The 21,040-nt window shown below is 33.8% G+C and carries 20 protein-coding genes; 11 read left to right on the plus strand and 9 right to left on the minus strand.

All coding sequences use genetic code 11. The annotated features are described in order from the left end of the window. The first annotated feature begins 86 nt into the window (after window positions 1–86). From KFZ70_RS02640 to KFZ70_RS02660, 5 genes are all read left to right on the plus strand, one after another. Window positions 87–620 (plus strand): RNA methyltransferase, encoded by a 534-nt coding sequence (locus KFZ70_RS02640; protein ID WP_139698588.1) that lies wholly within the window; start codon window positions 87–89, stop codon window positions 618–620. A gap of 39 nt (window positions 621–659) precedes the next feature. Then, on the plus strand, window positions 660–2,693 hold the full coding sequence (locus tag KFZ70_RS02645) for a glycoside hydrolase family 2 protein (RefSeq protein ID WP_139698589.1): 2,034 nt from the start codon (window positions 660–662) through the stop codon (window positions 2,691–2,693). A gap of 20 nt (window positions 2,694–2,713) precedes the next feature. Beyond that, complete coding sequence (locus KFZ70_RS02650) at window positions 2,714–4,027, plus strand: glycoside hydrolase (RefSeq protein ID WP_139698590.1); 1,314 nt, start codon at window positions 2,714–2,716, stop codon at window positions 4,025–4,027. Window positions 4,028–4,104: 77 nt separating this feature from the next. After that, window positions 4,105–4,248 (plus strand): hypothetical protein, encoded by a 144-nt coding sequence (locus tag KFZ70_RS02655; protein ID WP_407515896.1) that lies wholly within the window; start codon window positions 4,105–4,107, stop codon window positions 4,246–4,248. A gap of 74 nt (window positions 4,249–4,322) precedes the next feature. After that, window positions 4,323–4,766, plus strand: a complete 444-nt coding sequence (locus KFZ70_RS02660; RefSeq protein WP_407516200.1) for an SAM-dependent methyltransferase — start codon at window positions 4,323–4,325, stop codon at window positions 4,764–4,766. A 94-nt stretch (window positions 4,767–4,860) separates the two neighbouring features. On the opposite strand, the gene KFZ70_RS02665 is transcribed toward KFZ70_RS02660, so the two are convergent. Both KFZ70_RS02665 and folK read right to left on the minus strand, forming a co-directional pair. After that, entirely contained in the window at window positions 4,861–5,829 is a 969-nt protein-coding gene (locus KFZ70_RS02665; RefSeq protein ID WP_139698591.1) for a hypothetical protein, read from the minus strand. Between the two features lie 305 nt (window positions 5,830–6,134). Further along, on the minus strand, window positions 6,135–7,286 hold the full coding sequence (folK, locus tag KFZ70_RS02670) for a 2-amino-4-hydroxy-6-hydroxymethyldihydropteridine diphosphokinase (protein WP_139698592.1): 1,152 nt from the start codon (window positions 7,284–7,286) through the stop codon (window positions 6,135–6,137). A 70-nt stretch (window positions 7,287–7,356) separates the two neighbouring features. On the opposite strand from folK, the gene KFZ70_RS02675 reads away from it, so the two are divergent. The 3 genes from KFZ70_RS02675 to rpsU all read left to right on the plus strand — a co-directional run bounded on the left by KFZ70_RS02675 (window position 7,357) and on the right by rpsU (window position 11,162). Continuing rightward, window positions 7,357–8,061 carry a queuosine precursor transporter gene (locus tag KFZ70_RS02675; RefSeq protein WP_139698593.1) on the plus strand — a complete coding sequence of 235 codons (705 nt, stop codon included), beginning with the start codon at window positions 7,357–7,359 and terminating at the stop codon, window positions 8,059–8,061. A 119-nt stretch (window positions 8,062–8,180) separates the two neighbouring features. Further along, window positions 8,181–10,847 carry an AsmA family protein gene (locus KFZ70_RS02680; RefSeq protein WP_139698594.1) on the plus strand — a complete coding sequence of 889 codons (2,667 nt, stop codon included), beginning with the start codon at window positions 8,181–8,183 and terminating at the stop codon, window positions 10,845–10,847. Window positions 10,848–10,967: 120 nt separating this feature from the next. After that, on the plus strand, window positions 10,968–11,162 hold the full coding sequence (rpsU, locus tag KFZ70_RS02685) for a 30S ribosomal protein S21 (protein WP_139698595.1): 195 nt from the start codon (window positions 10,968–10,970) through the stop codon (window positions 11,160–11,162). Window positions 11,163–11,231: 69 nt separating this feature from the next. Here the strand turns inward: rpsU and KFZ70_RS02690 are convergent, their stop codons facing one another. After that, window positions 11,232–12,026: a DUF2797 domain-containing protein gene (locus KFZ70_RS02690; protein WP_139698596.1), complete on the minus strand. Its 795-nt coding sequence runs from the start codon at window positions 12,024–12,026 to the stop codon at window positions 11,232–11,234. A 41-nt stretch (window positions 12,027–12,067) separates the two neighbouring features. Between KFZ70_RS02690 and KFZ70_RS02695 the strand changes: the two genes are divergently transcribed. After that, entirely contained in the window at window positions 12,068–13,582 is a 1,515-nt protein-coding gene (locus KFZ70_RS02695; RefSeq protein WP_139698597.1) for a GH3 auxin-responsive promoter family protein, read from the plus strand. A 270-nt stretch (window positions 13,583–13,852) separates the two neighbouring features. On the opposite strand, the gene clpX is transcribed toward KFZ70_RS02695, so the two are convergent. The 6 genes from clpX to KFZ70_RS02725 all read right to left on the minus strand — a co-directional run bounded on the left by clpX (window position 13,853) and on the right by KFZ70_RS02725 (window position 19,302). Then, window positions 13,853–15,085, minus strand: coding sequence for an ATP-dependent Clp protease ATP-binding subunit ClpX (clpX, locus tag KFZ70_RS02700; RefSeq protein WP_139698598.1), 1,233 nt, complete (start codon window positions 15,083–15,085; stop codon window positions 13,853–13,855). A gap of 74 nt (window positions 15,086–15,159) precedes the next feature. Beyond that, a complete protein-coding gene (clpP, locus tag KFZ70_RS02705) occupies window positions 15,160–15,834 on the minus strand; it encodes an ATP-dependent Clp endopeptidase proteolytic subunit ClpP (RefSeq protein ID WP_139698599.1) in 675 nt (224 codons plus the stop codon). A 144-nt stretch (window positions 15,835–15,978) separates the two neighbouring features. Next, complete coding sequence (tig, locus tag KFZ70_RS02710; protein WP_139698600.1) at window positions 15,979–17,307, minus strand: trigger factor; 1,329 nt, start codon at window positions 17,305–17,307, stop codon at window positions 15,979–15,981. A 131-nt stretch (window positions 17,308–17,438) separates the two neighbouring features. Continuing rightward, window positions 17,439–17,792: a phage holin family protein gene (locus KFZ70_RS02715; protein WP_139698601.1), complete on the minus strand. Its 354-nt coding sequence runs from the start codon at window positions 17,790–17,792 to the stop codon at window positions 17,439–17,441. Window positions 17,793–17,824: 32 nt separating this feature from the next. Next, window positions 17,825–18,589 (minus strand): alpha/beta fold hydrolase, encoded by a 765-nt coding sequence (locus KFZ70_RS02720; RefSeq protein ID WP_139698602.1) that lies wholly within the window; start codon window positions 18,587–18,589, stop codon window positions 17,825–17,827. Next, on the minus strand, window positions 18,589–19,302 hold the full coding sequence (locus KFZ70_RS02725) for a pyridoxine 5'-phosphate synthase (protein WP_139698603.1): 714 nt from the start codon (window positions 19,300–19,302) through the stop codon (window positions 18,589–18,591). The genes KFZ70_RS02720 and KFZ70_RS02725 overlap by 1 nt, the downstream gene beginning before the upstream one ends. A gap of 151 nt (window positions 19,303–19,453) precedes the next feature. On the opposite strand from KFZ70_RS02725, the gene KFZ70_RS02730 reads away from it, so the two are divergent. Together KFZ70_RS02730 and KFZ70_RS02735 are read left to right on the plus strand one after the other, a co-directional pair. Continuing rightward, complete coding sequence (locus KFZ70_RS02730) at window positions 19,454–20,113, plus strand: CBS domain-containing protein (RefSeq protein ID WP_139698604.1); 660 nt, start codon at window positions 19,454–19,456, stop codon at window positions 20,111–20,113. Window positions 20,114–20,116: 3 nt separating this feature from the next. Continuing rightward, a complete protein-coding gene (locus KFZ70_RS02735; RefSeq protein ID WP_139698605.1) occupies window positions 20,117–21,001 on the plus strand; it encodes an NAD kinase in 885 nt (294 codons plus the stop codon). Window positions 21,002–21,040: the final 39 nt, after the last annotated feature.

The following is a 21,040-nucleotide window of genomic DNA, read 5'->3' on the forward strand; positions in this document are numbered from 1 at the left end:
TTGCAATGTACTATTAATTTCATGCTTTTTGAAACTGATTTTTTAGAAGTTATCTACAATTAGAATGAGATTTCAACAATAAAACCATGCGAAAACTAAAAAATAGCGAATTAAATCGTTTAAGTATTAACGCTTTTAAAGATGCCCAAAAAACACCTCTTATCATTATTCTGGATAACATACGTAGTTTAAACAATATTGGCTCTGTTTTTAGAACGAGTGATGCCTTTTTAATTGAAAAAATTTACCTCTGTGGTATTACCGCAAAACCACCACATAAAGACATTCATAAAACAGCTTTAGGAAGTACCGAAACCGTTGATTGGGAATATGTGGAAAACACATTAGATTTGGTTAAAAAACTAAAAACCGAAGGCGTTCACGTTTGCGCTATTGAGCAAGCCGAACAGGCCGTCATGCTTAATGACTTTAAAATTGCAGACAACACAAAATACGCTCTAATTTTTGGTAATGAAGTAAAAGGTGTTACTCAAGATGTAGTTTCTGCCAGCGATACCGTTATTGAAATCCCTCAATTTGGTACCAAACACTCTTTAAATATTTCGGTAAGTTGTGGGATAATTATTTGGGACGTATTTAGTAAATTAACCAAAAAATAATCTACTGCTATTTTTTACTTTGTAATAAAAACTAATATTTTGAAAAATTTAATTCCTGTTATTGCACTATTTATTCTTTTAAGTGCTTCAATTCAAGCCCAAAATGATTTCGTTTCATCAAGAGAGCATATTAAAATAACCAATTGGAACTTTAAAAAAGGCAACCTTTACAATGCTCAGAAAGTTGAATATAATGATACGGATTGGTCCCTTGTTAAGGTGCCTCACACCTATTCTATGGACGCCATTGAAGAGAATGGATATTATAGAGGCCCTGCTTGGTATAGAAGCTCTTTAGAAATCCCTTTATCAATGACAGACAAACGTATTTTTATTCGTTTTGAAGCTGTTGGGCATGAGGCAAAAGTCTACATAAACGGAAAATCAGTTGGAACTCATTCAGGTGGTTATTCTGCCTTTTGTTTTGATATAACAGAGCATATTAGAACAGATGATAAAAACACTATTGCAGTTAAAGTTACTAACGAACATGATTTTAAAAGAATACCTGTTACTGATAAATTATTTAACATATACGGTGGTATTTACCGCCCTGTTCAAGTTTTTGCTACACCTAAAGAGCATATTTCACCATTATATTTTGGTTCTTCTGGTGTTTTTGCAAAACCTGTTAAAATAGGCAAAGATGTAACCAAATTAGTTATTGAAACTCATGTTAAAGGTGAAAGCGGTAAAACTGCTAAACTAAATTGTATAATCAAAGATGCCAATGAAAGTATAATTTCTTCAAAAACTACTGAAATTACTTTTTCTGATAAGAAAGAGATTCTTAAAACACCTATCGAAATACAAGCACCTATCTTCTGGAACGGCAAAAAAAACCCACATCTATATACTGCTAAAATAGAACTTAAAACTGAAACTTCATCAGATAAAATTTCTCAAACTTTTGGGATAAAAACTTATAAAGTTGATCCCGAATCTGGATTCTATCTAAACGGAGAATCTTATGATTTGCATGGTGTTGCTATGCACCAAGAATGGAAACAATTTGGACCTGCTCTAAAAGAAAAACATCATGAAACCGACATGTCTTTTATTGAAGAAATTGGCGCTACTACAGTAAGACTTTCTCACTATCAGCATTCAGAAACAACTTATAAACTTGCAGATGAAGAAGGAATTCTGATTTGGAGTGAAATTCCTTTTGTACACGATTATAGTGGTCGTGAATTTGGCAATGCCAAACAACAATTAACTGAACTTATTTTACAAAATTACAACCATCCTAGCATTTTTATTTGGGGACTCTGGAACGAAGTACGCGCTTGGAAAAGCGCAGATGAACCTTGCGTACAACTTACCAAAGAATTAAACGAATTGGCGCATAAATTAGACCAAACACGATTAACAGTTTCTGCCAGTGACCGTAGTATCAAATCCAATATGAATGGTATTAGCGACCTACAGGCTTGGAATAAATACTTTGGCTGGTATTATGGTAAATACGAAGATCTGGGCAAATGGTTAGATGAATCACATTTAGCACACCCAGATATTGGTTTATCTATTAGTGAATATGGGGCTGGAGGTAACATTTTTCAGCAGGATATTACAAAGCTAGATAAACCTTTTGGAGAATTTTTTCCTGAACAAGATCAAACTCTTTGTCACGAGGTTTCTTGGAAAATAATAAAAGATCGTCCTTTTGTTTGGAGTTCCTATCTATGGAATATGTTTGATTTCTCAGCAGGAGACTGGAACCGTGGTGGCATTCCTTTCACAAATCACAAAGGATTAGTTACATACGATAGGTCAACTAAAAAAGATGCTTTTTATTTCTATAAAGCGAATTGGTTAGACACACCAGTACTATATATAGCTGAACGCAGACATACTAAACGCAAAAACGAACTTGTTAATATAAAAATCTATACAAATCAAGATAAAGTTACACTTTATGTAAATGACAGAAAAATTAGCAAAAAGAAACTAACATCAGACATTCACATTATCACTTTTGAAAACGTCAAACTAAAAAAAGGAAAGAACAAGATTAAAGTTCGTTCTGGCAAATCCATTACCGATGAAGTAGAATGGCAACTAAACTAATTTAAAAAACCTTAATAACAATGAGATCAATTTTATCATTATTCCTAATAATAACTGTTTTTGCTTGCAACAGCAAACCTGAAGAACAAACTCAATCTACTAGCACTAACTCTCAAGATGCTTTTCCTTTATTTATTGACAATATTGATCCAAACAGAAAACTAAGTAGCGCCATGGAGCGCAGTTTTAAACAATATGAAGCACCTCGCCTTCTGGATAACGAATTGTATTCAAACTTTAGATATACTGAGTTAGAAGGTTTTGACTATAACAATGGTGATGGCACCATAACCCGCAGAGACCCTTCAAAAATAATTTTTGAAAACGGTAAATATTATGTTTGGTATACCTATAGAAATACGCCCACCAAACCAATGGGATATTCTAAATGTAATGACACCATACCTTCTGTAGATTGGGATTTATGCGATATTTGGTATGCCACAAGTACAGATGGTTTTACTTGGGAAGAACAAGGTGTTGCCATTCCTAAACCCGACAAACCAAATCCCGGTTGGCGATCGGTTTCAACCACGGATATTTTAAAATGGAAAGACAAATATTATTTGTATTATCAGGCATTTAGTGCCCCCAGTGGTAAACCCTCTAATGGAGGTGGAAGTGATGTTTGCCCTGTGGCCATGTCATATGCAGATTCTCCAGATGGGCCATGGACACCCCTTAATAAAGTAGTCATTGACTTTGGCAAAGAAAACGAGTGGGATCACCGTGTTATACACGACCCTTACCCTTTAGTTCATGATGGGAAAATATATGTGTATTATAAATCTGGCATGGACAAACGCGATGCAAACCGCAAACATTGGGATGGCTGGGGCGTTGCTATTGCCGAATCTCCTGAAGGCCCCTATAAAAAACACCCCTTAAACCCTGTAATGAATTCTGGACATGAAACCATTTTATTTCCATATAAAGAAGGTGTTGCCGCCATTGTAACCACTGATGGTATAGAACATTACACCATACAATACGCAAAAGACTGGGTTAATTTTGAAATTGCCTCAGTAAGTAAATTATTGCCTGTAGCGGCAGGTCCATTTTCTCCTGATGCCTTTACAGACACCGATGATGCAGATGGAATTACTTGGGGATTATCACATTTCATTAATGCCGGAAATAACTGGAATAAAATGTATACCAAGTTAGGACGTTTTGATTGTGATTTAAGTAGAAAAACAAACGACCCTAGTATGAAAAAATCAAACTTATTGTATCCAAACGAGCTTTATTTTAAATATGGATTAAATAAAACTCAAAGAGAAAGAATAGATGAAACCAATCGGGCTTTGATGACCGGAGAGAAAAATGAATAATTATAAATTCATGATAAAGAATTTGCTACTAAAATTAAAGCTAATCTTTAGATTTAGCAACACAAATTAAAAACTACGTGAGGGAAAAAACAAAAAAGCCGTGGCCTACTAAAGCAGTGATGAATCAAATCTATGACCTTAATCTCTGGGGAGGACAGCGTGGTGAGTTCTCTTTTCTGGTTATGGTTCCCATGACACTAGTATCACAGAACCCTATTTAAAAGTTGTTATTGATTTTTTAAGATCGTTTAAAAATCCTTTAAGCGTCAGTGATTTAGGTTGTGGTGATTTTAATATAGGAAAACATTTAACACCTTATTGTAAATCTTACACAGCAATTGATATTGTTGAAAATTTGATACAACAAAATAAAACATATTTCGCTTCAAATAATCTTGAATTTTATTGTCTCGATATTGTAAATGACCAATTGCCAATAGCCGAATGCGCTATATTACGAAATGTTTTACAACATTTATCCAACGCTGAAATTCATCAAGTGGTACAAAAACTACCCCAATATAAATTCGTAATCCTTACCGAGCATATTCCCATGGGAAAATACATTCCAAACATAGACATCATAACAGGACAAGGTATTCGTCTTAAAAAATCTAGTGGCGTTGATGTTTTAAAACCACCGTTCAACTTAAAAATTCAAACAGCGCGTGATCTAACGACATATGTAGAGCCTGATAAAAAAAGTAAAATAACAACTATTTTATATCAATTAATTTAAGTAATCGCTAAAAGGAACAACTTTAGAGAACAATCCTTTTTAATAAAAAAAAGACTATCATTTCTGATAGCCAATATCCTTAGATTAGATACATTTACTTTTCTTCCTTCTTATAAGTAGTGTTTGCCCATCTAATTTGTGCTCTGCCGCCTTTTACCCGATACGCACCATAGCGGATACCTGATTGTGTCCCTCTTTCTGGCTCTGGAATATTAAAATTATATGCCTCACCTCCTATTAGAGCATCAGCATAGTGTATTTTTTTTGAGGCATCATTAGGGTCTGCTCTAAAACCAACCTCTAAAACAACCTCCGTTGGTTTACCTTTCTCAATATTAGTTAAAAAAACAACATCTCGACCTGAAGCTCCTGATCCACCTCTTACCTTAATCTGCTCTCTATACAAGTCAAACGATACTTGAACATTATTACCTGCACTATCTTTTCCATATACTGGTTTGGCTAAATACAAACAAATTGCAGGATCGGCTGAACCACCACCACCTGTATGCTTTCCTTTAGCTTGCATGATGTATGTTCCGTCACTACCCTCACTACTGGTTTTACCAACCTCAAGTATCCTGACCGTACCCGTAAACCTTGCATAGCTTCCAATACCTGTAGTTTGCGACCTTGATAGCGAACGCTCAATTCTTGGTTGCAGTGTGTTTTCTGCATCTAAGTGATTGGATCCTGCAGTTATATTGTAAACACCATAAACAATACCATTAGCATCAACCTCTTCATAATCAGCATAACAACTTCTATCATCAATTGTTCCAACATTTACAGGATTTAGTATATCGGCTGTATCTCTTTGCGGGTTATCTTTCCCATCTGTGCAAGTGGTATAAACACCTGTCAATTCATCTGCAACATACACGGCATATGGCCCTGTTTCTTCCTCTTTCTCCTCTTCCTTTTCTTCTTCTGGAATGGGATTAACCTTTTCTTCTTCTTTTACAGGTTCAAGTTCATCCTCTTTAGAACACGACAACAACACGGAAAATGCCATTAGAACCACTAAAAAAGTCACCTTGCATTTAAACTTTAATCTCCTCATAATATATAGCAATTATTTCTACAAAAATAGGAGTAATAACACACCATTCTATCCTGCTCTATCATGTCCTAAATCTGATTTACACCCAATAAAATGTTAAATTTCAAAGGATAAGACTATGGGGAAATTGATTTCATTCAGCTTACAAAGAGCAAACAAGACTAAACTTCTTTTTACTGGAATGCAGTGGCGTTATCAAAATCTATAAAACCTTATCACTTATATATAGATCTAATACTCCTAAAACTTATGATTATTAGCTAGGAAAAATGAACCCCAGAAAAAACATAAAACCTTAAATTCGTTTAATAAATTCCTATTGCTGATACTTTCATTAACTCCTCCAATAGCCACAAATAATCTGCTCGGTTCGCCACAAAATCCCTATTAGAAACATCAATGATTTTAACATTAAAATCTTTTTGTGTTTTTAAAAACTCTAAATACCCTGAATTTATTTTTTCTAAATAATCATCAGCAATGTTTTGTTCATAATCACGACCGCGTTTCTTTATATTTTGCTGTAATCGTTCCGTGTTTTGATACAAATACACGTATAAATCGGGCTTAGCAATATCTTTATACATCAAGTAAAACAGCTTTCTATATAGTTCAAACTCATCATTATTTAAGGTGATTTTTGAAAAAATTAAAGATTTAAAAACATCATAATCACTTACAATAAAGTCTTTAAACAAATCTAACTGTGATAGGTCATCAGAGATTTGCTGATATCTATCAGCTAAAAATGACATTTCTAGCGTAAATGCGTAACGTTGAGTGTCTTCATAAAACTTAGGCAAAAAAGGATTATCAGCAAAACGTTCTAATATCAACTTCGCATTAAAATCTTGAGAAATCATAGTAGCCAAACTCGTTTTTCCAGCACCTATATTACCTTCTATAGCTATATAATTGAAGTTTGAAAAATGAAACGACTCACTGGGGTTTTTAAGTCTGGCACTAATGGATTGTAATTTACAAGTATCCTGACTGGCATGCAGCAAACTTGCTACATCTTTAATAAACTTAGGATGCTTAATTTTTGAAGCAATATCATTTAAAGGCATCAACACAAAATTCCTTTTATGCATTTCTGGATGTGGCACGATAAGTGTTTCTGTTTGTATGATGCTATCTTGCCCTGCAAAAATAATATCTAAGTCAATGGTTCTGGCTTCATAACCTGCCCCAATAGTTCGCATTCTACCAAGACTTGCCTCAATCTCTAGTAGCTTATTTAAAACCTCTTGCGGGGTACAAATACTCTCTAGCTCCAAACAACAGTTTAAAAAATCGTCGCTTTCAAAACCAACAGCTTCCGAGGTATATACTTTTGAAATGGTGCGCACCATGCCCAGTTGTTCAAAAATAGCATTCACCGCCTTTTGTAAGTTATCAAATCTATCGCCTTTATTACTTCCTAAGGCAATATAAAATAGTATTGGGTGCTTCATATGGAAGCAAAATAACTAAAACAATTTTTAATCTATTATATTTACCAAAGCTATTTATTCACAATTATAAATGACCTTAAAAAACAAATTAGCCGCTCAACGTATTTACATTTTATTAGGCGCCCTATTTATAACATCGTTGGTCGTTTCAAATCTTATTTTTCAAAAATTTTTCTATTGGTACCCGTTCAATATTGAAATTTTTGGGAACAAACTTTTTGAAGTTTCAGTAGGCATTCTACCTTACCCTATTACCTTTTTAATCACAGATCTTATTAGTGAAATTTACGGAAAGAAGCGGGCAAATGATGTTGTAGTCACTGGTATATTTGCCTCTCTATTTTCATTGCTTATTATTTATGTGGCCGATATTGTTCCAGCCACTTCATGGTCTTATGTGAAAGATGATATGTTTCAAACGGTATTTGGAAATTCGGTTATAGCCGTATTTTCAAGCATGCTAACCTACTTATTCGCTCAGTTTGTAGATATTCAAATATATCATTTCTGGAAACGCGTTACTAAAGGCAAACATCTTTGGCTTAGAAATAATTTTTCAACCTGGTTTTCTCAATTTATAGACACTTTTACTATTGTTTTTTTACTATGCTCTTTCGGCATCATTGATTGGGTAAATTTTAAAGGTTTACTGCTAAGTGGTTTTTTGTTTAAAGTTATTGTTGCTGCTTGCGACACCCCGTTTTTATACCTTGGCGTATTTCTGTTTAGAAAACGGTTTAATCTTAAAGTAAATGATGAACTCAACCTCCTTTAGTAAACCTTAACTAAAACGTAAAATAGCTTTCTAAACTTTTAACACATGCCCTACGTATATATTATTATGAGGTTGCACTTACAAAGAACCACATATCAACTAAAAACCAAAAACGACATATGAAAAAAGTTTTAAAAATTATAAGCATTAGTTTACTCTCTATTTTTGCTCTTTTAATAATCATCCCGTTTGCTTTTCAAGGTCAAATTAAAGACATGGTAAAACGATTTATCAATGACAATGTAAATGCTGAGGTTGCGTTTAGTGATGTTAACCTAAGTTTTATTCAAAGTTTTCCACAAGCCCATATTGATGTTAGTGATTTAGTAATAACCAACTATGCCCCTTTTAAAGATGAAACGTTTGCTTCGGTAAAAAACATAGCGTTTACCATGTCTCTAAAAGAACTTTTTAAAACTACAGAAGAAGCCCCAATCATAATAAACACCATCACCATAGATGAAGCATTGCTTACTTTAAAAACCGACAAGTTTGGTAACAACAATTATGACATTACTAAAGAAGCCCCAGACACATCAACAGGGTCACAACCCAGCAACTTTGCGTTCAGTATAGAAGATTATAGCATCAATAATAGTGCTTTAACTTACATGGACCTGCTTTCAAAAACCACTATTCACCTCACCGAACTCAATCATAGTGGTCATGGTACTTTTTCGGCAGGCTTATCTGAATTAAACACTAATAGCGAAGCTTATATTAGCTTTTCTTTAGATAGCACAAACTATTTAAATAATAATCTGTTAAAATTAGATGCGTTAATAGATTTAGATTTAGCCCTTGGCAAATACACTTTTAAGGAAAATAAAGGGTTTATAAATAATCTACCGCTTCACTTTAACGGTTATGTACAGCAGTTTGAAAACGGACAAGATATTGATATTACATTTGAAAATCCGGAATCTGATTTTAAAGCATTTCTGGCCGTGATTCCAAAAAACTATTCTAAAAATGTTGAAACGGTTGAAACCACAGGCAACTTTAAGGTAAAAGGTATCATAAAAGGATTAAATTCTGAAGAAACGATTCCGAATCTAGATATACAAATTACTTCAAATAATGCCTCTTTCAAATACCCAGATTTACCTAAAAAAGTTAGCAACATCACTATAAACACCTCGATAAAGAACACTACAGGCAAGGCTGACGACACCTATGTTGCTATTGAAACCCTAAATTTTAAAATAGATGAAGATGTTTTTAAATCGTCTGCTACCATAAAAAATCTCACCAAAAATATGCTGATTTCGGGCAACTTAGATGGCGTACTTAATTTGGCTCATATCACCAAAGTTTATCCAGTAGATTTAGAAAACGAACTCAGCGGAATTTTAAAAGGGAAAATAAAGACAAACTTTGACATGAACGCTATTGAAACCAACGCCTATGAGCGCATAAAAAGTAGCGGTTCTGCAAGTATTTCAAATTTTGTTTATGCTTCAAAAGATATAGTCAATCCCATTGAAATTTCTCAAGCTAATGTAACTTTTAATCCTGGCACAGTGACTCTGAATTCCTTTAAAGCTAAAACAGGACAGAGTGATATTAGCGCCACTGGAACCATCAATAATTTGCTTGGGTTTTTATTAAGCAACAATACCTTAAAAGGTAATTTTAAAGTCACCTCAAACCTGTTTAAGGTTAGTGATTTTATGACTGAAGACACTTCAAATCCAGAAAGTAACAAAACAACCTCTAGCAACGAATCACTGAAAATCCCCGCTTTTTTAGATTGTACTATTTCGGCGGATGCGAGAACTGTTATTTATGACAATTTAACTTTAAAGGATGTTACGGGCCAATTGATTATTGCAGACCAGCAAGCTACTTTAAATAATATGCAATCACGTCTATTTGATGGCGCACTAGCTATATCTGGAAATGTCTCAACTAAAAACGACACACCTTCGTTTAGTCTTAACTTAAATGCTACAGATTTTGATATATCCAAATCATTCAATGATTTAGAGTTATTAAAAAACTTAGCCCCAATTGCCAAAATTTTAGATGGAAAATTAAACACAAACATTGTGCTTTCAGGTAACCTCGATCAGGAATTTACTCCAGATTTAACGAGTATTTCTGGTGATGCTTTGGCTGAATTACTGGCTACGCGAATAAATAAAACATCTGACGGTTTGCTGAGTAAACTTGACAACTCTTTTGAATTTATTGACTTTCAAGCGCTCGATTTAAAAGATTTAAAAACCAAATTGTCTTTTGCAAATGGTAAAGTAAGCGTTAAACCTTTTGATTTTAATTATAAGGATATTGACATCACTGTTTCTGGGTCGCATGGGTTTGATAAAACTGTTGATTATACAGCGGTTTTAAACGTTCCTGCAACATATTTAGGTAGTGATATCAATCGACTTATTGGAAAAATTGACGACCAAGAAGTCAATAAAATTAGCATTCCTGTAACGGCAAACATATCAGGAACCTATGCAAACCCTTCGATAAAAACAGATTTATCAAGTGGTGTGAAAAAGCTAACCAATCAACTCCTTGAAATTCAAAAGCAAAAACTATTGAATCAAGGCAAAGACAAAGTTAATGACCTGATTGGAGATGTTATTAGTAGCAATAAAACCAAGGCGGATTCTACAAAAAAGGAACAAAATGATGCTGTTGAAAAAGTACTTACAGACATTATAGGAAATGATAAAAAGACAGATTCAAGCGCATCAAAAAGTACCACAGATGCTGTAAAAAATGTGCTAGGCGGATTGCTTGGTAAAAAGAAAAAAGATACCTTGAACTAGTTGAATCCTTTTGAAACATAAAAAACCTACGCATTTGTTAGGTTTTCTAAATAAAAAACAAGAATTTTGCACCTCTCTACTGAGAGAAGCATCTGAAAATTAAAAAATTAAGTACTGTATATGTTAAAAATAATTGTAAAAGACGGCGAAAATATAGAACGCGCTTTAAAACGCTACAAAAGAAAACACAGAAATGTAAAAGTAATGCAAAACCTGAGAGATGGTCAATTTTTCACTAAACCTTCTGTAAAAAGACGTCGAGAAATTCAAAAAGCAGCATATATTCAAGGCTTAAGAGATCAAGAAGAAATATAAATCTTATTCTCATTAAAAATACACTACCCCATTTAAACACTTTAAATGGGGTTTTAATTTTCTAACTAGTTAACTAACCGTAATGTCCACCACCAAACCTTCATTGGCACGAATATTAAATACGGTGTTATCTTCAAAAATGAGATATTGCCCTTTTACACCAACCAACTTCCCAGAATAGCGTTGTGATTTTATAATATTTAAACTTTTGGGCTTTTCTGGATACTGTTCCACAGGAAAATCTAAGTTCGTTTCTTTATTACTTTCAATGTAATAAGCCTTAGTTTCCTCTGGAATGTATGCAGCTAAACGCTCTCGCCATTCTACCAAATTTTCATCTTCAATATCATTTTTTAGCATTTTACGCCAATTTGTTTTATCAGATACATAATCTTTCAACGCCACTTCCGTAATTCCTGCTAAGTATCTGTTAGGCACCTCAACTATTTCAATAGCCTCATGAGCGCCTTGATCAATCCAACGTGTAGGTACTTGGCTCTTTCTAGTAACGCCAACCTTAACATTACTTGAATTGGCCAAATACACAATATGTGGCTGCAACTGCATGGCCTTTTCATACTCTAAATCACGATCTTCCTTTCCCAAATGGGCCGTACTTAATTCTGGTCGCATAATCCAATCGGCAGCCTGAGGCACTTCATAAAAACATTGTTTATCAAAACCTTGACGATAAATAGGTTTGTCCTGTCCACAATTTAAACACTGATACTTAACAAACTGAATATCAATCGTTCTATTCAGCAATTGATTTATATTTAAAAAATCATTTTCAAAAACCAAATAGTATTGAATCGGACTTAAAAACTCGGTTCTCATTTTTGTTAAAACACCTTGGTAGGTCATAAAAAAAAATATTATTTTTAAATCTTAAAGATAAAATAAATATGCCAATACCTATAGTTAATTCCATTGCTTCTTGGTTTTTAAAAAAACGATTTCATCAAATAGAATTGTTTCTTAAATACCCTAACGAAGTTCAAAATGAATTACTATTAAGCTTAATAGATTATGCAAAACATACCGAGTTTGGCAAAACATACGACTTTGCTTCTATAAAGGATTATAAAACCTTTGCAGAGCGCGTACCTATTAAAAATTATGATGGCTGGCAAGATTTAATTGAACGCTCAAGGCATGGTGAAAATAACATCTTTTGGCCAAGCCCTATAAAATGGTTTGCAAAATCGAGTGGTACTACCAGAGCGAAAAGTAAATTTATTCCCGTAAGTTCAGAATCCTTAGAAGATTGCCATTATGCGGCTAGCAAGGACTTGCTCTGCATGTATCTTAACAATAATGAGGATGCTCAGCTATTTACAGGCAAAAGTCTAAGGTTGGGGGGCAGCAAAGAACTCTACAAAGAAAACGGCACTGTATTTGGTGACTTATCGGCCATATTGATTGACAACATGCCTTTTTGGGCCGAGTTTAGCAGTACACCGAGCAACAAAGTATCTTTAATGAGTGATTGGGAACACAAAATGCAGGCTATTGTTGATGAAACCATACACGAAAATGTAACCAGTCTTGCTGGTGTACCTTCTTGGATGCTTGTTTTATTGAATAATGTGTTAGAAACAACAGGAAAAAGAAGTATTCATGACATTTGGCCAAATCTAGAAGTGTATTTTCACGGTGGTGTTAGCTTTGTACCTTATAAAGATCAATACAAAAAAATACTTCCCAATAGGGATTTCAAATATTACGAGATTTACAATGCTTCGGAAGGCTTTTTTGCTATTCAAGATAGGAATAATTCCAGTGAATTGTTACTGATGTTAGACTATGGTATCTTTTATGAATTTATACCAATGACTATTTACGGCACCGAAGAAGAAAAAGCCATTCCGCTTAGCGATGTGACCTTGCATCAAAATTATGCTGTCATAATAACCACAAATGCTGGGCTTTGGCGTTATAAAATTGGAGACACTATAAGATTTACTTCATTAAATCCGTATAGGATAAAAGTTTCTGGAAGAACAAAACATCATATCAATGTATTTGGCGAAGAACTCATTATTGAAAACGCAGAAGAAGCTTTAAAAAATGTTTGTAATGCCACAGACTCTGAAATTGTAGACTTTACGGGGGCACCTATTTTCATGCTAGGTAAAGAAAAGGGCGCTCATGAATGGTTGATTGAATTTAAAACGGTGCCAAAAGACATGAGCCAATTCAATGAATTATTTGATGATGCATTAAAATCGTTAAATTCAGACTATGAAGCCAAACGTTTTAATAACATTACGTTAAACAAACCTAAAATACATGTGGCTCGCAAGAACTTGTTTTATGATTGGCTGAAACAAAATAATAAACTAGGCGGGCAACATAAAATACCAAGACTATCCAACACCAGAGAATACATGGATGAACTCTTGGTTTTAAACGCATAAGCTTTACTGTTTTGACGCGACAAACTCATGTTTGATTTTCACACTCGATAATCTGCATCTAAAAAAAGTGCTTTAACGAGTTTTTCGTCTAATCATCTAAAAGCAACAAAAGTCATTTTGCCTTTAAATGTTTTACCTATACTTTTATCCTGTCTTAAAAAAGGCATACAATTACGAAACACAAATATCCATTATTAATTAATTTCCATTATACACAAAAAGCTGCATAATCATGCAGCTTTTTTATTTTAAACTCCAATAGTTTTCTCTCTATGAAACCGCTTTTAATTTCTTGATAGCCGTTTTGTTCAATTTATTTTCAGCGTAAGCCTTAGTAACATTTAATGTGTTTTCATCACTACTTGGCAATTCAAACATAGCATCGGTTAAAATTTCCTCACAAAGGGATCTAAGACCACGAGCCCCTAACTTGTATTCAATAGCCTTATTAACAATAAAATCTAATGCTCCATCAGTTACCGAAAATTCAATTTTATCCATCGCAAACAGTTTCTTGTACTGTTTAATAATAGCATTCTTTGGTTCGGTTAAAATAGCTCTCAAAGTATTAGCATCTAGAGGATCCATATACGTTAATACGGGTAATCGACCAATAATTTCAGGTATTAACCCAAAATCTTTTAAATCTTTAGGAATAATATATTGTAGCAAGTGATTTTGATCAACAACATCATCAGACATTGAAGCACTATAGCCCACGGCCTGCATATTTAAACGTTTAGAAATGACACGTTCAATACCATCAAAAGCACCACCAGCAATAAATAAAATATTCTCTGTATTAACTTCAATAAATTTTTGATCTGGATGCTTTCTTCCTCCTTTTGGCGGAACGTTAACAATTGTACCTTCCAATAATTTCAATAAGGCTTGCTGTACACCTTCACCCGAAACATCTCTCGTAATAGAAGGGTTATCACTTTTACGTGCTATTTTATCAATTTCGTCAATAAAAACAATCCCTTTTTGTGCTTTCTCAAGGTTATAATCGGCTGCTTGAAGTAACCGCGTTAAAATACTTTCAACGTCTTCACCAACATACCCGGCTTCAGTTAAAACGGTGGCATCAACAATAGCCAAAGGCACATTGAGCATCTTTGCAATGGTCTTTGCCATTAATGTTTTACCAGTACCTGTTTGCCCAACCATGATGATGTTACTTTTTTGAATTTCAATCTCATCACTTGTTGGTGCTTGTAGTAACCTTTTGTAATGATTATACACGGCCACAGACATTACTTTTTTTGTAACATCCTGCCCTATGATATATTCATCAAGAAAAGCCTTTATTTGTTGTGGTTTACGAAGTTTTAATTCTGCTGATAAATCCCCATTATCATTTTGCTTAGATTCCTCTAAAACAATACCATGCGCCTGCTCAATACATCGATCACAAATATGCGCATCTAAGCCTGCTATTAACAGATTTGTTTCTGGCTTCTTTCTACCACAAAACGAACATTCTAATTCTTCTTTTGCCATTAATCTAATTCTATTTCAAGAAGTTTTTTTGCAACTTCCTCAGTCATAATTCTTTAAAATTACAATTTTTTTATTTAATTACGGGCTAATATCTCATCAATCATACCGTACTCTTTCGCCTTATCTGCCTTCATCCAGTAATCTCTATCACTATCAGCATATACTTTGTCGTAATCCTGCCCAGAGTGCTTACTTATAATTTTATAGAGTTCTTCCTTTAAGGTTAAAATTTCACGAGCTGTGATTTCAATATCACTTGCTTGCCCCTGTGCGCCACCCAAAGGTTGATGAATCATAACACGAGAATGAGTTAATCCACTACGTTTTCCTTTTGCTCCAGCACAAAGCAATACAGCTCCCATAGAGGCCGCCATTCCTGTACAGATTGTTGCTACATCTGGCTTTATAAATTGCATGGTGTCATAAATACCTAAACCAGCATATACACTTCCTCCTGGAGAGTTTATATAAATTTGAATATCTTTATTAGCATCGGTACTCTCTAGAAAAAGCAATTGCGCTTGTACAATATTAGCGACTTGATCATTGATTCCTGTTCCCAAAAAGATAATTCTATCCATCATTAGGCGAGAAAACACATCAAATACTGCAATATTCATTTGACGTTCTTCAATAATATTTGGCGTTAGGTTGGTAGGATACATACTACTGATGATTTTATTGTAATATGTACTACTTATACCTTGATCTTTTATCGCAAATTTTTCAAACTCTTTAGCGTAATCCATAATTTTTTAACGTTATTTATTAAATAATGTACTGGTTTACAAAACTTAACCCTTAAACCATACTATTTACAGGTCTTGTTTTGAATAAAAAAGCGCCTAAATCAAAGGATTTAAGCGCTTAAATATAAGCATTTATTATTTTACTTATTTATCACCATAAACTTCTTTCACAAAGTTTTCGTAACTTAATTCTTTAACCTTAAGATTAGCCTTTTCTTTATATACTTCAAGTAATTTTTGGCTTACCAATTGCTCTGAAATTCTTCGTGCTTCATCTTGATTTGATAACACACGCGCTGCAATATCATCTAACTCCTTATCAGAAGGATTTGTTTGTCCGAATTGCGCCATTTGTACTTTGATCATCTCTCTGGCATGATTTTTTATATCATCCATAGTAACTTTTACTTCATTAGCTTCAATTAATTTACCTTCAATTAATTGGTAGCGCAAGCTTTTTTCAGACTTTTCATATTCTTCTTTGGCTTGATCTGCATCCATCTCCTTTTCACCTGCCGTTTGCATCCATTTGGTTAAAAACTCAGCTGGCAAGTCAAACTTAGTATTCTCTACTAAGTACTCGGTAACATCATTTAATAACTTTTGATCTGATTGTTGCTTGAATTGTTTTTCAGCATCTTCCTTAATCTTCTCTTTTAATTCAGTAACAGATGTAACCTCTCCTTGAGGGAAAATTTTATTGAATAATTCTTGATCTAAATCAGCTAATTCACGCTTGTTAATTTCGTTAATTGTAAAATTAACTTCAATATCAAGTCCGTGAACCTCATCATGACCTAATTTTAAAGCATGCATTAAATCGTGCTCATCTTCAAAAAGACCTTTTGTATTTAAGGTAATAACATCCCCTACTTTTGCACCTACAAATTGTTTTTCAGTAGCATCTCCTTTAAACTTATCTAAAGTAAGTGTTACTGTATTATCAATCTCTTTTTCTTCATTGGTGTAAGTTCCTGTAATTTCACTATCTGCTTCAACAACGTCTTGAGAAACCAATTTCCCGTATTGCTTTTGAATACGCTCAATTTGCTCATCAATCATCTTATCATCAGCAATGATATTATACTGTGTAATAGGCTCTTTGCTTTTCAACTCTACATCAAATTCTGGTGCTAAGCCTAATTCAAATTCAAATGTAAACCCTTCAGCATCCCAATTGATATCGTCTTGTGGTTTTGGTAAAGGCTGTCCTAAAACATCTAACTTTTCTTCGGTTAAATATTTATTTAACGCATCTTGCAATAATTTATTTACTTCATCAACCAATACTGCTTTACCATATTGTTTTTTCACCATCCCCATTGGCACATGTCCTTTTCTAAAACCAGGGATATTTGCTGTTTTACGGTAATCAGATAAGATCTTTTCAACTTTATCGCTATAATCTTCCTTAACGATATCAACTTTTACTACAGCATTTAATGCATCAACGTTTTCTCTTGTAATATTCATTTTAAACTATATAAAACCCGCTCAGGGCATTTAACAAAAGGGTTGGAATGAAAACCCACCAAACCAAAATTGGGATGCAAAAGTAATACATTTTTACATCCCAACAAAGTTTTTAATTGCTTGATTATAAGCTAATTTTTATCTTCTTTTAAAAGCGAATGAAGTATAGATTCTAAAACAGACAATAATATACTAAAAAGTATGGCAGTCCAGATACTACTTACCAAAAAGTTGTCAATTAAATTACTAGCTAACATTATTATAAGCGCATTGATAATAAGTAAAAACAGCCCCAAGGTTAAAATAGTAATAGGCAGGGTAAATATGACCAAAATTGGCTTTACAAATAAATTTAATACCCCCAAAATAACCGCTACTATAATGGCCGTAACAAATTTATCGCCTGTTAAAGTGACTCCTGGCAGAAAATAAGCCAAGATAAAAACAGCTAGAGCTGTGATGAGTAATTTGATTAAAATATTCATACATTAATTTTTCTTAAATGTACAAAATTATTTCAGCCTACAAACTGCATTACACTTTCAAAAAAATCTTTAGGATTTTCGGCATGTAGCCAATGCCCTGCATTTGACACCGTTACAATATTGGCATTTGGAAAGTGCTTTTTAATAATAGACGCATCATCAACTCCTATATATTCAGACCGATCACCACGCAGAAACAGGGTTGGCTTTTCAAACAAGGCATAACTCGGCAAAGGCTCTCCTATCTCAGCGACCTCATCTCTTAAAACACTCAAATTTATTCTTAGTCCCAACTGTCCTTTTTCAACCCAATACAAATTTTTTAACAAAAATTGTCGTGTTCCGAAATCGGAAACATAATCTGAAAGTGCTTTATCGGCCTCACCTCGCCTTTTAATCGTGTTAAAATCCAAAGCACTTAATCCGTTTAAAATAGCATCATGATGTACAGGATAAAATCTGGGTGAAATATCGGCTACCATTAATTTTGATACTAATTCTGGATATTCAGAGGCAAACAACATAGCTACTTTCCCTCCCATAGAGTGTCCCAAAAGCAAAACATCTTCCAATTGGTGTGCTTCACAATAACGTTTTAAATCTTCGGCTAACACTTCATAACTAAAAGCTTCATCATGAAAACTTCTACCATGGTTTCTTTGATCAATTATATGCACCTGAAAACCTTGGTCTGCAAACTGACTTCCTAAAGTTTTCCAGTTATCACTCATCCCCAAAAAACCATGCAAAATTACAAATGGTTTACCTTCTCCTAAAATATTTGAATGTAACAGCATTATTTTAATTTGTGTAAATACATTTGAATCACATTTTCAACCCCCATATACAAACTCTCTGCTATTAAAGCATGCCCAATAGAAACTTCTAACAGACCTGGAATGCATGACTTAAAATATTTAATATTTTCTAAAGACAAATCATGCCCAGCATTAACGCCCAACCCAAAATCATTTGCCAATTTTGCGCTTTCTACGTAAGGTTTAATAGCATCTTTATCTCCAAAACTATACTGGTGCGCATAACCTTCTGTATATAGTTCAATCCTATCTGTTCCTGTTGCCTTAGCACCTTCAATTTGATTTAAAACTGGGTCAACAAATATGGAGGTTCTAATGCCATTACTTTGAAATTCTGCAATAACATCAACCAAAAAGTCTTTGTGTTTTATGGTATCCCATCCTGCATTACTTGTTATAGCATCCTCGGCATCTGGCACTAGAGTTACCTGAGTAGGCTTCACTTCAAGCACTAAATCAATAAAAGAAGGAATAGGATTCCCTTCTATATTATATTCTGTATAAACTCCAGGTTTTAAATCTCTGGCATCTTGATATCTAATGTGTCTTTCATCTGGTCTTGGATGAATGGTAACACCTTCTGCCCCAAAACGTTGCACATCTTTCGCAAACTGAACCACATTAGGCACATCTCCACCTCTTGAGTTTCTTAAAGTCGCTATTTTATTTATATTAACACTTAACTTTGTCATAAATCTATTTTAAAAACAAAAATACAAAGTTGAACAGCCTTACATACTTTTTTTTTAATTAATTTGCAGAATCTGTTATATGCTATTCCTACTAAAAAGCACTGGAATTATAACAACAAAACTTTGTTTTTAACTAAAAAAACTATCAAAGATGAAACTTTCAGAATTCATCATAAACGATGTTAAACCTTTAAATAGCAAAAGTAAAATTAGCGATTTACAGTTGCTGTTTAACCAATTAACATTTTCTCATGTGCCCATTCAAGATGACCATAAAAATTATTTAGGTTGTTTTTCTGAAGCCGATGCTTATTGTTGTGAAAAGGACAAAACCTTAGATGATTACAGACATTCTTTTGAAAACTTCTTTGTTAGAGACACAACTATTTTACTTGATATTGTTGAGGCTTTTGCCGTAAACTCAACCAACATCATGCCTATATTAGATATTAATAATAGGTATTTAGGATATTACGAATTAAACGATATTATCCATTTACTAGGCGAGGCACCATTTTTTGCTGAAGCGGGTGGTATATTGGTGATAGAAAAAGGCATAAATGATTACTCTTTTAGTGAACTTAGCCAGATTGTAGAATCAAATGATGGTAAATTGTTAGGCGCCTTTATTTCAAAAATGAATTCAGACTTAGTTCAAATTACTCTTAAAGTAGGTAATACCAGCCTTAATGAGGTCATTCAAACGTTTAGAAGATACAGCTATAACATTGTTTCTGGTCATGAAGAAGACGGCTACTTAGAAAGCTTAAAAGAACGCTCAAATTATCTAAGAAAATACCTTAACATTTAATCTATGAAAGTTGCTGTTTTTGGCCGATTTTACAACAAAAGAACTTCTTCTTCTGTAGAGAGGCTTTCTAATTTTCTCCTAAAAAAAGGTATCGATGTCTATATTGAAAGCACCTTTTTTAATCTCATAAAAGAAGAATCTGTTTTAATTAAAGATTTTAACAGATATAAGACCTTTAAAACACTTGACACCTCCTTTGAATTTTTAATAAGTATTGGCGGTGATGGTACCATTTTAAGAGCCATCACTTTTGTAAAAGACATTGAAATTCCAATAATAGGAATCAATACAGGTAGACTTGGTTTTTTAGCAACCATACAGGTTGATGTTATTGAGAACGCCTTACAAAACATTATTGATGGTAAATACCGCATCTCAGAAAGAAGTTTACTGTCTGTAGAAACCTCATCAGATAATAAGGATATAAAGGCTCTAAATTTTGCATTAAATGAAGTAGCAGTGAGCAGAAAGAACACCACCTCTATGATTACTGTTGAAACACACTTAAATGGAGAATATTTAACATCATATTGGAGCGACGGTCTTATAGTGTCCACCCCAACAGGCTCTACAGGATACTCTCTAAGTTGTGGCGGTCCCGTGATTACTCCGGGAACCGATAGCTTTGTTTTAACACCCATTGCACCGCACAATTTAAGCGCACGCCCGCTTATTATTCCAGACTCCACAGAAATACAACTTAGAGTAAGTGGCCGTGAAGAACAACATTTAGTTTCATTAGATTCCAGAATTGCTACATTAAACAATGACACGTTAATCACCATAAAAAAAGCTGATTTCAAAATTAAAATGATTGACCTTTTAGATGAAAGCTTTCTTATTACCCTCAGAAAAAAGCTACTTTGGGGAGAAGACAGACGTAATTAAATCTAACTTGATGTGGCATCAAAGCAATATTTTGAAGGA

Origin of the sequence: Allotamlana fucoidanivorans, assembly GCF_045788535.1 — a bacterium.
Taxonomy (GTDB): domain Bacteria; phylum Bacteroidota; class Bacteroidia; order Flavobacteriales; family Flavobacteriaceae; genus Allotamlana; species Allotamlana fucoidanivorans.

Coding starts and splice junctions, on each gene's coding strand:
- KFZ70_RS02640 (WP_139698588.1), top strand. CDS start 87: ATGCGAAAACTAAAAAATAGCGAATTAAATCGTTTAAGTATTAACGCT.
- KFZ70_RS02650 (WP_139698590.1), top strand. CDS start 2,714: ATGAGATCAATTTTATCATTATTCCTAATAATAACTGTTTTTGCTTGC.
- KFZ70_RS02665 (WP_139698591.1), bottom strand. CDS start 5,829: ATGAGGAGATTAAAGTTTAAATGCAAGGTGACTTTTTTAGTGGTTCTA.
- folK (WP_139698592.1), bottom strand. CDS start 7,286: ATGAAGCACCCAATACTATTTTATATTGCCTTAGGAAGTAATAAAGGC.
- KFZ70_RS02675 (WP_139698593.1), top strand. CDS start 7,357: ATGACCTTAAAAAACAAATTAGCCGCTCAACGTATTTACATTTTATTA.
- KFZ70_RS02680 (WP_139698594.1), top strand. CDS start 8,181: ATGAAAAAAGTTTTAAAAATTATAAGCATTAGTTTACTCTCTATTTTT.
- rpsU (WP_139698595.1), top strand. CDS start 10,968: ATGTTAAAAATAATTGTAAAAGACGGCGAAAATATAGAACGCGCTTTA.
- KFZ70_RS02690 (WP_139698596.1), bottom strand. CDS start 12,026: ATGACCTACCAAGGTGTTTTAACAAAAATGAGAACCGAGTTTTTAAGT.
- KFZ70_RS02695 (WP_139698597.1), top strand. CDS start 12,068: ATGCCAATACCTATAGTTAATTCCATTGCTTCTTGGTTTTTAAAAAAA.
- clpX (WP_139698598.1), bottom strand. CDS start 15,085: ATGGCAAAAGAAGAATTAGAATGTTCGTTTTGTGGTAGAAAGAAGCCA.
- clpP (WP_139698599.1), bottom strand. CDS start 15,834: ATGGATTACGCTAAAGAGTTTGAAAAATTTGCGATAAAAGATCAAGGT.
- tig (WP_139698600.1), bottom strand. CDS start 17,307: ATGAATATTACAAGAGAAAACGTTGATGCATTAAATGCTGTAGTAAAA.
- KFZ70_RS02715 (WP_139698601.1), bottom strand. CDS start 17,792: ATGAATATTTTAATCAAATTACTCATCACAGCTCTAGCTGTTTTTATC.
- KFZ70_RS02720 (WP_139698602.1), bottom strand. CDS start 18,589: ATGCTGTTACATTCAAATATTTTAGGAGAAGGTAAACCATTTGTAATT.
- KFZ70_RS02725 (WP_139698603.1), bottom strand. CDS start 19,302: ATGACAAAGTTAAGTGTTAATATAAATAAAATAGCGACTTTAAGAAAC.
- KFZ70_RS02730 (WP_139698604.1), top strand. CDS start 19,454: ATGAAACTTTCAGAATTCATCATAAACGATGTTAAACCTTTAAATAGC.
- KFZ70_RS02735 (WP_139698605.1), top strand. CDS start 20,117: ATGAAAGTTGCTGTTTTTGGCCGATTTTACAACAAAAGAACTTCTTCT.